General features: G+C 45.0%; 13 protein-coding genes. 3 read left to right on the top strand and 10 right to left on the bottom strand.

The window, feature by feature from the left end; genetic code table 11:
• Window positions 1-11: 11 nt before the first annotated feature.
• The 3 genes from BLR73_RS05645 to BLR73_RS05655 are packed head-to-tail and all read right to left on the bottom strand — an operon-like array spanning window position 12 to window position 4,362.
• The gene (locus BLR73_RS05645) at window positions 12-2,528 is read right to left on the bottom strand and encodes a GumC family protein (protein ID WP_091859844.1); all 2,517 of its coding nucleotides are present in this window, start codon (window positions 2,526-2,528) and stop codon (window positions 12-14) included.
• 30 nt (window positions 2,529-2,558) lie between these two features.
• Complete coding sequence (locus BLR73_RS05650) at window positions 2,559-3,458, bottom strand: FimB/Mfa2 family fimbrial subunit (RefSeq protein ID WP_143010888.1); 900 nt, start codon at window positions 3,456-3,458, stop codon at window positions 2,559-2,561.
• 28 nt (window positions 3,459-3,486) lie between these two features.
• The gene (locus BLR73_RS05655) at window positions 3,487-4,362 is read right to left on the bottom strand and encodes a FimB/Mfa2 family fimbrial subunit (RefSeq protein ID WP_091859850.1); all 876 of its coding nucleotides are present in this window, start codon (window positions 4,360-4,362) and stop codon (window positions 3,487-3,489) included.
• A 289-nt stretch (window positions 4,363-4,651) separates the two neighbouring features.
• On the opposite strand from BLR73_RS05655, the gene BLR73_RS05660 reads away from it, so the two are divergent.
• From BLR73_RS05660 to BLR73_RS05670, 3 genes are read left to right on the top strand one after another with little or no spacing between them, the layout of a single operon-like run.
• Window positions 4,652-5,617: a UpxY family transcription antiterminator gene (locus BLR73_RS05660; protein WP_091859853.1), complete on the top strand. Its 966-nt coding sequence runs from the start codon at window positions 4,652-4,654 to the stop codon at window positions 5,615-5,617.
• A gap of 27 nt (window positions 5,618-5,644) precedes the next feature.
• Entirely contained in the window at window positions 5,645-6,991 is a 1,347-nt protein-coding gene (locus tag BLR73_RS05665; RefSeq protein WP_091859856.1) for a glucose-6-phosphate isomerase, read from the top strand.
• 31 nt (window positions 6,992-7,022) lie between these two features.
• Entirely contained in the window at window positions 7,023-7,712 is a 690-nt protein-coding gene (locus BLR73_RS05670; protein ID WP_091859859.1) for an HAD family hydrolase, read from the top strand.
• Window positions 7,713-7,737: 25 nt separating this feature from the next.
• Here BLR73_RS05670 and BLR73_RS05675 read toward each other — a convergent pair whose 3' ends face one another.
• From BLR73_RS05675 to BLR73_RS05705, 7 genes are all read right to left on the bottom strand, one after another.
• Window positions 7,738-8,721 carry an NAD-dependent epimerase/dehydratase family protein gene (locus tag BLR73_RS05675; protein WP_176763626.1) on the bottom strand — a complete coding sequence of 328 codons (984 nt, stop codon included), beginning with the start codon at window positions 8,719-8,721 and terminating at the stop codon, window positions 7,738-7,740.
• A gap of 68 nt (window positions 8,722-8,789) precedes the next feature.
• The gene (locus tag BLR73_RS05680) at window positions 8,790-9,506 is read right to left on the bottom strand and encodes an IspD/TarI family cytidylyltransferase (RefSeq protein ID WP_091860163.1); all 717 of its coding nucleotides are present in this window, start codon (window positions 9,504-9,506) and stop codon (window positions 8,790-8,792) included.
• A gap of 6 nt (window positions 9,507-9,512) precedes the next feature.
• A complete protein-coding gene (locus BLR73_RS05685) occupies window positions 9,513-10,694 on the bottom strand; it encodes a CDP-glycerol glycerophosphotransferase family protein (protein WP_176763627.1) in 1,182 nt (393 codons plus the stop codon).
• A gap of 72 nt (window positions 10,695-10,766) precedes the next feature.
• A complete protein-coding gene (locus tag BLR73_RS05690; RefSeq protein ID WP_091859869.1) occupies window positions 10,767-11,648 on the bottom strand; it encodes a glycosyltransferase family 2 protein in 882 nt (293 codons plus the stop codon).
• Window positions 11,649-11,658: 10 nt separating this feature from the next.
• Window positions 11,659-12,582 carry a glycosyltransferase family 2 protein gene (locus tag BLR73_RS05695; RefSeq protein WP_091859872.1) on the bottom strand — a complete coding sequence of 308 codons (924 nt, stop codon included), beginning with the start codon at window positions 12,580-12,582 and terminating at the stop codon, window positions 11,659-11,661.
• On the bottom strand, window positions 12,579-13,559 hold the full coding sequence (locus BLR73_RS05700) for a glycosyltransferase family 92 protein (RefSeq protein ID WP_091859875.1): 981 nt from the start codon (window positions 13,557-13,559) through the stop codon (window positions 12,579-12,581). Before BLR73_RS05700 ends, BLR73_RS05695 begins: the two co-directional genes overlap by 4 nt.
• 15 nt (window positions 13,560-13,574) lie before the next feature.
• Window positions 13,575-14,351 (bottom strand): glycosyltransferase family 2 protein, encoded by a 777-nt coding sequence (locus tag BLR73_RS05705; protein ID WP_176763628.1) that lies wholly within the window; start codon window positions 14,349-14,351, stop codon window positions 13,575-13,577.
• Window positions 14,352-14,621: the final 270 nt, after the last annotated feature.

The raw sequence follows: 14,621 nt of genomic DNA on the forward strand, positions 1-14,621 counted from the left end.
AACATGAAACATTACTGCTTGATGGAGTCATCATTTTTGTTTGAATAATGGCTCTCGGCGTAGTTGCCGTAAGAGCCGTAGTTGCCATAGTTGCCGTAAGAGGCATGGCCGTAACGGCCGTACTTACCATACTTGCCGTAGCCATAGTAGTAGCCGTTCTTTTTCTTCGACATATCCACGCCGTTCAGGATGATACAGGTGTTGCTGAGCTTCTGCTCGGCTACCAGCGTGTTCACAATACCGATATTGCTCTTCGGGGTGTAGTCGTCGCGGCATACATAGCAGTTGACGTTACTGAAACGGGCAATCTGCAGGGTATCGGTAACCAAACCTACTGGTGCGGTATCCATAATCACATAGTCGTAATCCTGCTTGAGCAGTTCAACCACATCGCGCATATTCTGGCGGGCTAACAGCTCCGCTGGGTTTGGCGGTGTAGGACCAGCCAAGAGCAGATGGAGGTTCTCGTTCACACCCGATGGGCAGATAGTATTGCGCAGATCGGTCATAGTAACCGCATCCTTTACCAGCAGCTGACTGACACCAAGGGTACGGTCCTTCACACCGAACAGGCGGCCCAGGGCTGGCTTACGAATATCGAGACCGCAGAGCACTACCTTTTTACCCAGCAGGGCGAACGATACCGCCAAGTTGGCAGCGAGGAAGGTTTTACCCTCACCCGAAGTGCTGGAGGTGAAGAGAATCACCTTATCATTCTCCTTCATCATAAACTGGATATTAGTACGCATAGAGCGGAATATCTCGTCAATCTGATCGTTCTTATTGGCTTTTACCACAATGCCGGCGGCAGTCTTGACCGAATCACTGGCCACTGGCACATCGGCCACAATGGGCAGTTTGGTGAGGCGCTGCAGATCGGCATGACCCTCGAGGCGATAGCTGAGCAACTGGATGAGCAGGATGATACCGAAAGGTATGCCTAAACCCAGCCCAGCAGCTACCAACAGGATGACTGCATTTTTAGGACTAACCTGGCCCAAGGCCAGAGGCTCGTCGATGAGCTTACCCTTATCGGCTGTGGCAGCCAACGAGATAGAGTTCTCCTCACGCTTCTGCAACAACAGCAGATACAAACCACTCTTTACCTCCTGCTGGCGACCAATCTGGGTGAGCACACGCTCCTGCTCGGGGGTGCTACCAATACGACCGGCATACTTGGCCAATTGGCGCTGCAGGCCCTGGCGCTGGATATCAACCGAGCGGCGTGCCTGCAACAGGGCAGTACGGATAGAGGGCTGCAGATCGTCGAGTGTAGCGGTGAGGGTCTGTACCTGTGGAGCCTGCTCGCTCACAGTCTTAAGCAGGCGGTTGCGCTCCTGCACGGCCTGGTTATACGAGGCGATGAGCGCGGTAGAGGCGTTATCCTCCATACCTACGTTCGAAGGGATAATCTTATAATGATTGGCGGGATTATCCACATACTCGCGCAGATAGTCCATCAGGTGCAGCTGGGTGTTCACCTCGGCCAGCTGCGTCTCGTACTGCGCACTCTGGGTGAGGCTCTGGGTGGCATCCATCTCGAGCTGAGTCACGGCATTGCGCTTCTTATAGTTCTCGAGGGCGCTCTCGGTAGAGCCCAGTTCGGCATCAATCTTCTGCAAACGGGCATTGATAAACTCCTCGGTCTTCATCGCAATCTCATTCTTATCGGCATTGGCCTGGCGGTTATAGCAGATAACCAGCTGGCGCAGATAGTCGAGACCACGACGGGTATTCAGGTCGGTGAGCGTGAGCTCCACAATCGAGGTCTGCTTAGATGTATTGGCCACAGCGAGTGAGCGCGCATAGCCCGTAGCCACCACCATCGGGGGCTGGATGGTGATATGATAACGCTCGCCTTCCTCCATGGATCTAGCACCGTTCTGGGTAAAGGCCAATACGCCATAATTGGTACGGATGGTGGCAGGCAGTTTTTTTAATTCCTGCGAGAAGCTGCCCGTACTCTGGCCATTATAGAGGGTTTCGCCCTTTACCTGATACTGGCCATCGTTGCGCTCCAAGGTGAGCTGGATGGATTTCATGCCATCGAGCAACTCCTTATCCCACTTGCTGAGCGACAAAGAATCGATATCTACACTAACAGGCTGGATATTATAAACGGGCTGCTTGGCCATACGACCAGCCGTGACATACTGGGTGTAGAGCTTGAGGTCGATCACAGCATCGCGCGCTAAGATGCGCGACTGTAGAATCTCCTTCTCGTTCTCGACACCAGCCGAATTACTCATAAAACCAAGATCCTGCATGTTGGACAGCATCTGGCTGGATGATCCACGACGACTGTTCTTATCGTCCTTAATCAGCATCTTGGCAGACACCTGATAGGTTTTGGTGGCGTAGCGCAGGTAGATGAGCGCACCACACACGCAGATGAATAACGACAGCAGGAACCACTGCCAGTTGAGCACCAGCATAGCATACAGGTTCTGGAAATTAAACACAGACTGTTCATCCTGAAGATCGGTCGAGCCTAAACCTTCATCATTCAATTTTGATTCGTCAATCATATACGGGATGTTTTAAATTATATTATGCAATTAAAAAGTGATATTCTCGTCGGGCAGCCAGTCGGTATTGAGTAGGAAAGAAAAGTTGGAGGTTCCTGGCGTGAACACCGCACCGGTGGCCTTGGTGATTTGATTACGTTTGAAATGTACCTTAGGTAATGTTTTGCTGATAAGTACCGACTTGTCTGCATCGAGTGCCTCGATGGTTACCGGCATGGTTTCTTCGTTATTAGCGAGGAACACTATGCTAAACACGGCGATGGTACCATCATCCTCATCAGGAACCACTGAATTGGTAACTGAAAAGCCCTTATCGTCGGTGGCCAAACCTGTAGTTGGATTAAAGCTTTTGCTACCTGCGCCATAGGTGGTGCGGATGGTGGCGGCTGCTTTTGGTGCCTGATCGGTTGAGAGGAGTTGGAACTGTGCCATCACACGATTCATCACCGGACTGATATCCACTGGCGTCGTGCCAGTTACCGTAATGCTTTGTGTACAGCAGAAAGTTTCGCGTGCACGCTCGCTGGTATAGGCAGCCTGCGTAGGACTGGTGATGGTAAACTCGTCGCCTTTACTTCTGCTTCGCGCCACGGCTACCATGGTGTAGGTGCCTATGGGCAGACTGCACTCAAACTCGCCAAAGGTGGTGTAGGTGGTAGCATCGTCCTTTATCTGAGTGGCGGCATACACCTGCTTGTTCCCGGCGGCAAAGATGGCGATATCGATAGCCTTAACCGCCGTATAGTTGTTGGGATCGTCGCCAGCACGCGTTTGGGCATCAGGAAAATTCTCGTTGGAGAATGAGAAATCACTTACATGTACACGCACTGGGGTTTTCACCTCGTCTTGGTTGTTCTCTTCTGCAGCCTTCTGGCTACAACTTTGAGCCAACAGGAGTATTCCTGCCAGCATGATTGATTTAATTCTCATTTTTTAAGTTATAGGTTTATTTATAACGTTATTGAAATTCTATGGTCTGCTCACCTTCCCACTCGGCATTGATACCGATGATGATGGTGATGGTAGAGCCATCGGAGCCCGAGAAGTACGGACCGGTGAGTTTGGTAATCATGCGCTGCTTGAGCGGCACTTCAAACTCGCGATTCTTGATTTCGTTATCAGCATCATCAAGGGCTGTAGCCTTCAGATGCAGCGTACCCTCGGTATCGTGGAGAAAGGTGTACAGATCGAAACGGCATGCCTGTTCGCCAGGTTCGACTGCGAAGGTCTCCTTCTGGGTACTGTTAACCGAGCCTAAGCCTGTGGCTGCATCGAAAGCACCTGAGCCACCTTTATACTCGAACTGTATCTGTGTGACACGGGCCGGGATGGCATCGGTAAACACTACCCTACAGAGCGACACGATACGATGTAAGTCGGCATCAATGGTGGTTTCGGCGTCGTCGGTTATCTGAATAATGGCGTTATGCAGAAAGGTATCGGAAAAGCCATCCTTATTGTCGAACCGAATCTTCTGCGGATTGGTCATCGTGGGATTACCATTGCTGCTGTGACCCACTACCACTACCTGATAGGTACCTGGATCTATCCGGAAGGCTACCGTGCCGTAACTGGCATCGCCTGTTTTTTGGTTGACTTGCTTAATGAGCTTGCCCGCCGTATCGTAGACAGCGAAATTGAGTCGCTGACAGTAATCGGTGATTGATGTGCGCGTGAATGGGACTGCAAACGACTGTTGCTCGATCTGGAATACTGAAACAACCAGATTGCCATCGGCGTCGCCACCTATAACGTCTTGTTCGGGGATGAGCGGATGCTCGCAAGATGTGAGGATTAATAAGATAAGGTAGAATGGAAGAATTAACCGTCTCATCTAGTAATTTGCGTACTTTCCTCCTTCCGTGCTGACCAGCATAATTTGTTTGTAGTCAGTACGTTATAATATTTTTTAGTTTTATTAACGCATTGGTATTCGGGATAGAATTGAATTCGATTTCCCTTTTCCGCGGACAAAGGTAGGCTTTTTATTTTAATTAACCAAATTTTTTAGAAGCAAAAGTTGTTTTCCTCGACTTTTCTTGGCGTATTTGGATTTTTTATACCTTTATAGTTTGTTTTTCTGCTATTTTATTTGTACTTTTGTCCCCCGAAAAAGATTAGCGATGGCAGAAATACAAGAAGATATAGAGAAATGGTATGTGCTGGGATGCTTGAGTGTACACCACGAAGAGAAAGTGAGGGATGCACTGAGAAAGGCAGGATTCCGCAGTCACGTACCTATGAAATATGAGGTAAAAACCGTGCGCCGCCAGGAGCAGCGTACGATGGTGCCTGCCATCACGGGATTGATTTTTGTGCGTGCTACCGAGGAGGCGCTGAAGGAGTATATCCGACATAAGTCGCGCGAGAGCATTTATATGCGCAAATCAACCTTCTCGAACAAGCAGGACTATCTGACGGTGCCTGATTATGCCATGGAGCGATTCATCGAATTCACCAATATCCGACAGGAGAAGATTACCTACTTTAAGCCCGAGGAGCTGAACCTGAAAGAGGGCGAGAAGATTCGTATCAAAGGTGGTATCTACGATGGCTACGAGGGAACCATCCTGCGCTTTAAAGGAAAGCGCAACAAGCATCTGGTGGTGCAGATACCAGGGGTGATTATCGCCGCCGTAGAACTGGAGCCAGAACTGGTTGAGCCCCTGAACAACCCGATAGAACGAGAGATTAGGGAGCGCCCATCGAAAGATGTGGATGGGGATAAGAAATACCTGTTGGAACTGGCCGAGTGGCTATTGGAGAACCAGGCGGACAAAGATGTGCCGAAGGTGGAGTTCAACCTGAAGCTGTATGAGCTGAAGCGCACCCGCGCGCGCCTGCTGAAGTTTAAAGGTTTTACCCCTACCACCGAAGCAGAGCTGGCCCTGCCGATGTACTTGGCTGCGCTTCTCTTAGATGAGGACGTAGAGGCGTATCGCCAGCGCCTTGAAAAGGCCACCGAGCGCCTAAAAGACAGCAGCAAGCTGAAGTCGCGCTGCAGGGAAGCGCTAGAGATTAAACATTCTTGCGACCCTTCGGTAGCAAGCGAGCATAGCTCGAGCGAAACATTAAACATGAAACATTGATAAACATTATTATAATTTTAACTGATTATGGAAATGATTAAGCTTGACATTACGAAGGCTGCATGCTTTTTGAAGGAAGGTGCAGTGGAGAGTTTTGAACCAAAGGTAGCTGAGGCACAGAAGGCTCTTGAGGCTGGTACTTGTCCTGGCAACGACTTCCTGGGTTGGTTGCACCTGCCCAGCAGCATCACACCTGCATTCCTGGATGAGCTGCAGGCTTGCGCCGACACCCTGCGCGCTAACTGCGACGCTATCGTAGTAGCCGGTATCGGTGGTTCGTACCTGGGTGCACGTGCCGTGATCGAGGCTCTGAGCAACGCATTCAGCTGGTTGGTTAACGATCCTAAGACCCCCACCATCCTGTTCGCAGGTAACAACATCGGTGAGGACTATCTGTTCGAACTCACAGAGTACCTGAAGGGTAAGAAGTTTGGTGTGATCAACATCTCGAAGAGTGGTACTACCACCGAGACTGCCCTCACCTTCCGTCTGCTGAAGAAGCAGTGCGAGGCCCAGCGTGGTAAGGAAGAGGCTAAGAAGGTGATCGTAGCCGTTACCGACGCCAAGAAGGGTGCTGCCCGTACCTGCGCCGACAAGGAGGGTTACAAGAGCTTTATCATCCCCGATAACGTGGGTGGTCGCTTCTCGGTACTCACTCCAGTAGGATTGCTGCCTATCGCCTGCGCTGGTTTCAGCATCAAGGATCTGGTAGCCGGTGCCCAGGAGATGGAGAAGGCTTGCGCCCCAACAGTACCATTCGCCGAGAACCCTGCAGCCCAGTATGCTGCCGTACGTAACGGCTTGTACCAGAGCGGTAAGAAGATTGAGATTATGGTGAACTTCCAGCCTAAGCTGCACTTCTTCTCTGAGTGGTGGAAGCAGCTCTACGGCGAGAGCGAGGGTAAGGACCTGAAGGGTATCTTCCCTGCCAGCGTTGACTTCACTACCGACCTGCACTCAATGGGTCAGTGGATTCAGGAGGGTGAGCGCACTATCTTCGAGACTGTTATCTCTGTAGAGGAGCCCGAGAAGAAGCTGCTGTTCCCCAACGACGAGGAGAACCTGGACGGCCTGAACTTCCTGGCTGGCAAGCGTGTTGACGAGGTGAACAAGATGGCTGAGCTGGGTACACAGCTGGCTCACGTGGATGGTGGTGTGCCCAACATGCGCATCAGCGTTCCTAAGTTGAACGAGTACTACATCGGACAGCTCATCTACTTCTTCGAGATTGCCTGTGGTATCAGTGGTAATGTGTTGGGTGTGAACCCATTCAACCAGCCTGGTGTAGAGGCTTACAAGAAGAACATGTTTGCCCTGCTTGATAAGCCCGGCTACGAGGCAGAGAGCGCCGCCATCAAAGCGCGCCTGGGTTAAACATTAAACATTAAAGATTAAACATTAAACATTGATTAAGGCAGTATTATTTGATATGGACGGGGTGCTGTATGATTCGATGAAGAATCATGCAGTGGCCTGGGTCCAGTCGATGAAGAAGTTCGGAATCAATATGACAGCCGATGATGCCTACGCCACTGAGGGAGCTCGTGGCGTAGACACCATTCGCTATATGGTAAAGCAACAGCAAGGTCGCGAGATTACCGAGGCAGAATCGCAGCTGATGTACGATGAGAAGACACGTATCTTTCATTCGATGCCAGAGGCGCCGATCATGCCGGGTATTTTATCGCTCATGGAGCAGATACATGCAGCGGGCATTACCATTGGCATCGTAACAGGCTCTGGACAGCGCCCCTTGATTAATCGCATCCTGCGCGATTTTGGCAAATACGTTACCATCGATAACATCACCACAGCCTACGATGTAAAACGAGGCAAGCCTAATCCCGATCCCTATCTCATGGGATTACAAAAGGCAGGCAATCTGCAACCGAGCGAAGCGATGGTAGTAGAAAACGCCCCCTTAGGTGTCCGCGCTGGTGTAGCTGCCGGCATTTACACCATCGCCGTCAACACCGGTCCCCTTCCCGACCAGGTTCTCCAAGATGCCGGAGCCAACATTCTTTTTCCAACTATGCAAGCCTTAAGCGATTCTTGGAAGGATCTTCCCACAGCCTCCCACCATTCTACACTGTAGCACTACAGCGCGCAACAGGTGGTGACTATTTCGTACGAAGCACACGATTGATTCCTTCTTTAAGGGAAATCTGTGGTTTCCACCCCAATTGCTCAATGGCTGATGTATCCAAGGCTGTGCGGCGATAGGTGCAATAACCTTTCTGTCCGCCCTCAGATACAACAACCTTTATCTTCTTATCCTCTCTCAAAGTAGCCATCATGTGGGCTAGATCTTTAATACTGATAGGCTCTGTCTCATTGGCCAGATTATATGCCATAGCAGGTTCTCCATGAAAGAGGACAGTAAACATACCCGCAACTGCATCTGTTATATAAAGAAATGCGCGAACAGCCTCTCCACTGCTTTTCAACATGATATCCCTGCCAGCCACCACATCTCCCATCAGGTCGGCCATCACCCTTCCATCATTCTCCAACCTCATCGTAGGACCATATGAATGGGCAATGCGAATAGTATTAAAGTTCACACCATATTGCAGATAATAGCTCTTCAGCAGAGTTTCAGCAGCTCGTTTGCTTTCAGGATAGCATGATCTGTCGTCCAAAGGAGTAAGAGTGCCAAAGGCTTGCTCATCCAATAGTTCTGCCTCTTCGTTCTTGCCATACACTTCGCGTGTGGAAGCAAAGATTACCTTTATCGTATGGCATTTGCGAGCATACTCCAGCACGTTTATCGTGCCCAACAGATTGCACTTCATAATGCCAACAGGATCGGAATTGATGAAATATGGACTGGCATTACCTGCCAAATGAAAAACATAATCCACTTTACCCTCATAGGCGATAGGAGTGCATACATCCTGAATGAGCAAATGGAAATAAGACTTGGCTAAATACGAGCCAAAGTATTGCTCTGCTTTCTGACGATTCCTGCAAAGTGCTATTACTGTGATATTGATGCCAGCATGCTCGTGCAGATAGAGTAACAGTCCTGTGACATACGAGGCCAACATTCCTGTAGCACCAGTGATGAGGACGGTCTTTCCGTCAAGTTCTCGCCAAGGCAAATCAGCCTCACTTATACTCTGTAAATCTTCTATGATAACCTCGCTCTTCATATGTACTGTTTACAATCTTAAAAACCAAATACGGCACTTTCTTCTCTTGCTTCTATGATGGCCTTGAACATAAAGTAGTCGGCAGGTGTAGTAATCTTGATATTCTCAGCTGTTCCTGTAACAGTATGTAGCTCATAACCATAATGATTCATCATCGAACTGGTATCGATGAAGTCGTGCTTTCCCTCAGCTAATGCTTTCTGATGGGCTTCTAATACATCTTTTAGGATAAAACACTGTGGCGCCCTGAACATCAGAACGTTGTCGCGATTTGGTACCTCCAGAGAACCATCAGTATTTTTAATGGCTACTGTTTCTGTTGCTGGTACACAAACCACGCAGTTGCCTTTCTCCTTAGCTGTTTCTATACATTCAATAACAGTCTTCTCCGTCACTAACGGACGCACACCATCATGTATCAGTACTATTGAATCGTCAGAGAAATGTTGCTTAGTACATACCAGTCCGTTATAGATAGAGTCTTGCCCTTTCTCGCCGCCAGGTACAATATCTATCACTTTAGTCAAATCATATTTCTCTACCTGACTACGAAGATAAGGGATCCAGTCGTCCAGGCAAGCTACCACGATAGCATCAACTTGCTGGATATGTTGAAACACCTCGATGGTATAAACCACGATGGGTTTACCTCGAAACTCAAGAAACTGCTTGGGGCGACTATGATAATGTAGTCTGTTGCCCTGTCCTCCTGCAAATATTACTGCTATATTCATCATTGTTTAGTTATTATTTATTGGATAATCGTTGGGCCATTCTACAGTCTTTCCATTTAGGAAATCTGCCATCTTCTGTGCGATGTCCTTAGCCGAATGGCCAGTTTCATTCTGTCCCATTCTTACGGCGAAAGCGTCCCACTTCTTTAGATAATCCTTCATGTCGAATGTTTTCACGTTCTGCTCCATCTCGTCGTTATTCTTGGCGTAGGGAAATGGTAGTTCTTCCATTTCGTAATACACGCCACGCTCCTCATACTTATACTGTTCAAAATCAGTGGCGTATGTAAAACAGGGAATGCGCCTGAGAGCTGCATCGAAGATACAACTAGAATAGTCGCTCACCATTACGTCTGTCGCCATTAGCAGCCGCTGCATATCCTGATAATCCGTTACGTCCTTTACCTCAGGATGCGACTCCTGATAACCTTTCGAATAGAGTCTTAAATTGGGATGGAATCTGATGAGCATTGTCCACTCGCCTCCAAACTTATCTGGCAGCAACTTTTTCAATCGTTGCAGGTCAAGATTATACACCTCCATATCTATTCTCTGTTCCAGCGTAAATCGCTCTCGCCATGTGGGTGCATAGAGCAATATTTTGTGGTTCTCGGGGATGCCTAACTCCTCTCGAGCCCTTGCGCCATCCTCAGGATCCCCATTCACCAACATATCATTCTTGGGGTAGCCACATTTCCATATAGGGCCATGATATCTGAATGCCCTACGATAAATCTTTGAGAGATGGTCGGAATTCGATATATACACATCCGCCATATCCGAGGCATTCTTCAGAAACAACGTTTTATCAATAGTATCTCCTACTTGGCCATCACAATCTCTTGCCACCGTTTTTATGCCCAGTCCGCCATGCCAGGTTTCGATATACATCTGTCCTTTGCGCTTCACAAAATAGTCTGGTACACTACAATTATTAGTCCATATCTTAGCTGTTGCATGTTCGTATATCCATCTCATGCTATACCATCTTATCGTTCTCATCCACACAGGCACCTCATATTCATATTTCGGATCCTTCGCCCAAACGATGTCTGCATCAGGGCAAAGCTTATGGAATTCTTCTATGATGAACTTCTGGTTATCATCATAACGCTGGCCTGCTGACACACAAACTATCACCTTATTCTTTTTAATTGGAAATACGCGTAGCAGATAGAAGATAATCATTATTCCTACCGCTAACACAGGCCTCAGGACTGGCCTAATCCATCTCCATATGTTTTGATTCACCATAGCAAACTAACAATAAATCTTCTTTAAATGGGCAACCAAGAAAGGAATATTCCAGAACCTCCCAAATATTGATCGAGCATTTATCAATTTTTCTTTAAATATCTTGATAAGTTCTATATTTTTATCAGGAAAAACAAATCTACCAGAGAGTAATTCATTAATAATATCCATACGATAATCTGAATATACATTTATGAGTAGGGTATAACAGAAATGCTTATATCGGTTGGTACCTTTTTCGCTTGAATTCGAGTAATTATTTCCATGTTGCCTATACTCATTTACGATTTCTGAGGTAAAAGCAAGACCGCCATACATACAACTCAAAATGGAAAGCCACAAATCATGGTATTTTGCGACTTCAGGTATAGGCAATGCTACTTCTAGAAACTTCCTATTAATAAGCATCGAGGCTCCCTGAAATGTATTACGGTAAAAGAAAAGTCGATAAAGTAGATCTGTTCCAGACATTATGGGCAAAACTAAATGATCACGATCTATTAATGTCGAACGAAGGTCGTTTCCATATCTATCTATAAATCGAGCATTACCACACGCTATAGGTTTATCCCCGATTATGTTTAACAATATAGATAGATGTTCAGGCACCCATCGGTCATCTTGATCGCATAAGGCAATATACTCTCCTTTGCAATACCTGATTGCTTTTTCGAAATTCTTGATAAATCCTAATTTACAATCATTCTTATAAACCGAAATACGTTCATCCCGTTTCTTGTACTCTTCTAAAATTGCCAAAGTTTGATCTTTGGAACAGTCATCGCAGACAATTATTTCAAAGTCCTGAAAGGTTTGGTTCAGAACAGAGTCTAATTGTTCACGAAGGAACTCTTCTCCATTATATGTTGCAAGTGCAATTGAAATCATATTTATAGGTTTAGAACAGATCCCAGACAGAGAGTAGGAATTTTGCAAAATTCTTGGCGCAGATATACAATCTTCCTAGTCTATTCTTGTCCCATGCATTCAGGACTTTCCTTTTTATCGCTCTTGACTCATATCTTTCATGAATACAAAAACTTAGGTATCTCACCCTCTCTTTCCAAATATTGGAGTGCTCAATATAGCCATTATTTACAAGATAGTCAAATACTATCTTATGTTCCGTTTGAGATATACCTCTATATTTAAGCGACTTTGTTGTATTCAATGGAAATAATCTGTAATAATTCAATTCTTCCTTACAGAAAAATACATTTCCCAATTGCATGAGTTCTATCCAAAACAACCAGTCCCCCTCTCCTTGCATAGACATATACTTCCTATCTACAGAAAGGGCTGCTTGACGATTGAAAATAGCAGAACTGGCATTGGCCACGATATTTCCATGAATCATATGTTCTTTTATAAAATCATGGCCAGTCATGGAGAAACTTTTGACCAGTTTGTCGTGAGGAAAATAGCAACATCTATTTCCATCGACATCGTATTTACATGACTTACAAAATGCCAATACGGCATCGCTTTCCAAATACCCCTGAACTAAGACCTCCAGTAACTTTGTATCACAAGAATCATCGCTCTCGGCAATCCAGACAATATCCCCTTTCGCTAGTTCAAAGCCCTTGTGCCATTGTTTGAAGGTAGAGCCACTATTCTCCTCATTAACTACAATTTTAGTCACATGCGGATCATTCTTGTACTTATTGATAACTTCCAAACTACAATCTGTTGACTTATCATCCAAAATGATCAGTTCAAAATTCTGGTAAGTCTGGTTGAGCACTGTTTGAATGCGCTCATCCAGAAATTGCGCATGGTTATAATTGGGTATTATAACAGATACTAATGGATTATTCATTTTAACTCGTCTTTTAAAATATGTTCTGCATATAATTGCTTCTCATCAGTTCTTCGATTATACATAAAGAAAAAATCCAAATTAAGGATTTCTTTCCATGACTCGACTGAACGATCAGGTATACCACGTTTCATTTTGTTCTTTACCCACTCACCAATCGTTTTTGTTGAATAGTGACGAATAAAGGCGACACTGAAATCGTAATTTTGAAAAGGGGAATTTGTCTTAACAGGCTCTCCTAAGGGGTTACAGCAATAATAGCCTATACATATTGGCGTGTGTGGCGTGTCGTTCCATCTCACATACGACAGCCCCCCACGGACTATACTTTTAATATGATTATTTTCAGGAAGATTTCTTGAATACATTCTTGTATTATAGGGGAGTGGCTCAACAAACCTTTCAATCACATTTCTTCCGTCATTATCCAACAAGTCGTTATCACCATAGATTTTCCAGTTGATGTGGAGTAACTGGTAAGGCAAGAACTCCTTTTTATTAAGGAACTTGTGAATATCATCATTCCCATCAGCGATAGTCAAGAACTCATCAATATCAAAAAAAGCTATCCAGTCATACTCCTTATTGTGCTTATTATAACAATCTTGATAAGCTGACAGTTGAGCACGCTCCATGCCTCTAAAATCAATAATATCAACAAAGCCACTCTGAATATAATCATTTATAACATCTTCAAATTTTTCTCCGTCAGTGTTATTATTATCATAGATGAAGATTTTATCAAAATGTAGATTCTTATAATATTCAACAAAGAATCTAATATAATCATTCTCCATCTTAGCAATACAACATAATGCAATCTTCCCTGTTTTAGTGTACTGTGTCCATCGTCTATTATAAAAACCTATTATAGGTGTGCAACACGTTTTAATCATCCACACTATTATGGGCTTCAGAAAGCTCAAATAGGTATTAAGTATTTTTTTTAGATATTTCATAAACATTGATAATGCCATTTTTCTTAATCTAATTCATTCTAACTCGTCTTTTAAAATACGTTCAGCATATAATTGCTTCTCATCAGTTCTTCGATTATATCTAAAGAAAAAATCCAAATTAAGGATTTCTTTCGATGCGGCTACGGAATGATTTCCTAAGCCACGCTTCATTTTGTTCCTTACCCACTCACCAATCGTTTTCGTTGAATAGTGACGAATAAAGGCGACACTGAAATCATAGTTTTGAAAAGGGGAATTAGTATTAACAGGCTCTCCTAAAGGGTTACAGCAATGATAGCTATCACTAAACGGTGTATGAGGATTCTCCCATTTAATATATGATAGTCCGCCACGTATAAGAGTCTTTATATGACTATTTTCTGGATCTTCATCAGGAAGTGGTTCGACAAATCTTTCAACCACATTTCTTCCATCATTATCCAACAGGTCGTTATCACTATAGACTCTCCAGTTGATATGCATTAACTGGTAAGGCAAGAACTTCTTTTTATTAAGGAATCTGTGAATATCATCATTCTCGTCAGAGAAAGTCAAAAACTCATCAATATCAAAAAAAGCAATCCAATCATACTCCTTATTGTGCTTATCATAACAATTTTGATAAGCAGACATTTGAACACGCTCCTTGCCTCTAAAATCAACAATATCAACAAAGCTACTCTGAATATAATCATTTATTACATCTTCAAATTTTTCTCTGTCAGGGTCATTATTATCATAGATGAAGATTTTATCGAAATGGAGATTCTTATAATATTCAACAAAGAATCTAATATAGTCATTCTCCATTTTGGCAATACAGCATAAGGCAATCTTTCCTGTTCTAGTGTACTGTGTCCAACGTCTATTATAAATTCCTCTTATAGGAATATAACAAGCATTATATATTCCCACTATTATGGGCTTTAGAAAGCTCAAATAGGTATTAAGTATTTTTTTTAGATATATCATAACCATTGATGATTACAAAGAACAATCTTTTCTAAAAACATTGACGGCATCTCACTCTAGACCGTAATCGTCTGCCGAAAACGTGGATAACAACCGGTTCAAACAGTC

This window comes from Prevotella sp. khp1 (genome assembly GCF_900102205.1).
Lineage (GTDB): Bacteria > Bacteroidota > Bacteroidia > Bacteroidales > Bacteroidaceae > Prevotella > Prevotella ruminicola.

What these genes read in the sequence shown, in the direction of transcription:
- BLR73_RS05695 (WP_091859872.1), bottom strand. Translation starts at nt 12,582, where the DNA reads ATGAATAATCCATTAGTATCTGTTATAATACCCAATTATAACCATGCG.
- BLR73_RS05690 (WP_091859869.1), bottom strand. Translation starts at nt 11,648, where the DNA reads ATGATTTCAATTGCACTTGCAACATATAATGGAGAAGAGTTCCTTCGT.
- BLR73_RS05660 (WP_091859853.1), top strand. Translation starts at nt 4,652, where the DNA reads ATGGCAGAAATACAAGAAGATATAGAGAAATGGTATGTGCTGGGATGC.
- BLR73_RS05700 (WP_091859875.1), bottom strand. Translation starts at nt 13,559, where the DNA reads ATGGCATTATCAATGTTTATGAAATATCTAAAAAAAATACTTAATACC.
- BLR73_RS05655 (WP_091859850.1), bottom strand. Translation starts at nt 4,362, where the DNA reads ATGAGACGGTTAATTCTTCCATTCTACCTTATCTTATTAATCCTCACA.
- BLR73_RS05645 (WP_091859844.1), bottom strand. Translation starts at nt 2,528, where the DNA reads ATGATTGACGAATCAAAATTGAATGATGAAGGTTTAGGCTCGACCGAT.
- BLR73_RS05680 (WP_091860163.1), bottom strand. Translation starts at nt 9,506, where the DNA reads ATGAATATAGCAGTAATATTTGCAGGAGGACAGGGCAACAGACTACAT.
- BLR73_RS05685 (WP_176763627.1), bottom strand. Translation starts at nt 10,694, where the DNA reads ATGATTATCTTCTATCTGCTACGCGTATTTCCAATTAAAAAGAATAAG.
- BLR73_RS05665 (WP_091859856.1), top strand. Translation starts at nt 5,645, where the DNA reads ATGGAAATGATTAAGCTTGACATTACGAAGGCTGCATGCTTTTTGAAG.
- BLR73_RS05705 (WP_176763628.1), bottom strand. Translation starts at nt 14,351, where the DNA reads ATGGAGAATGACTATATTAGATTCTTTGTTGAATATTATAAGAATCTC.
- BLR73_RS05650 (WP_143010888.1), bottom strand. Translation starts at nt 3,458, where the DNA reads ATGAGAATTAAATCAATCATGCTGGCAGGAATACTCCTGTTGGCTCAA.